The sequence below is a fragment of the Bacillus sp. AFS001701 genome (genome assembly GCF_002559405.1).
Lineage (GTDB): Bacteria > Bacillota > Bacilli > Bacillales > Bacillaceae_G > Gottfriedia.
Genome location: NZ_NTZO01000713.1, coordinates 1 through 527 on the forward strand (window position 1 = coordinate 1; position 527 = coordinate 527).

Here is a 527-nt window from a genome sequence, read left to right on the forward strand (position 1 = left end):
ATACTTTTTTTATTGTTTTTAATCGTATACAATAATAATGTTATAGTAATTAATTTTATTTTTTTAAGGGGTTACATAAGGGGGATCATAATGAAACGAAATCCATTAATTCCTTTTGCTCTAATTGCAGCACTAGGAATCGCAGTCATGCTAATTATTTCATTAAAAGGAGCAAAACAGGCTGATGAAATTGCCAACGGTGATAAAAAACCGGCGCAAACTGCATCAACTAAGCCAGATGAAATATATGCTCAAACATGTGTTAGCTGTCATGGTGATCAATTACAAGGGGTTGTAGGACCAAACTTAACTAAAGTAGGTTCAAGATACTCAGAAGATCAAATCAAAGACATTCTTAAAAACGGTAAAGAAGGCGGAATGCCAGCTGGTTTACTACAAGGACCACAATTGGATGCTGTTGCTAAATGGTTATCTGAGAAAAAATAAGCAAGCATATAAAATGACCTCTTCGTTAGAAGGGGTCATTTCACTGTTTAATCAAAGTACAAAAATTTGATTTTCAGACT

1 protein-coding gene is annotated in these 527 nt (G+C 33.8%); it reads left to right on the top strand.

Annotated features, from left to right (window positions below):
* Nucleotides 1–90: 90 nt before the first annotated feature.
* Nucleotides 91–447 carry a cytochrome c550 gene (cccA, locus tag CN514_RS24810; protein WP_056474948.1) on the top strand — a complete coding sequence of 119 codons (357 nt, stop codon included), beginning with the start codon at nt 91–93 and terminating at the stop codon, nt 445–447.
* The last annotated feature ends 80 nt before the right edge of the window (nt 448–527 follow it).

Bases quoted from the DNA above. Each gene is read 5' to 3' on its own strand.
- cccA (WP_056474948.1), top strand. From the start codon at position 91: ATGAAACGAAATCCATTAATTCCTTTTGCTCTAATTGCAGCACTAGGA.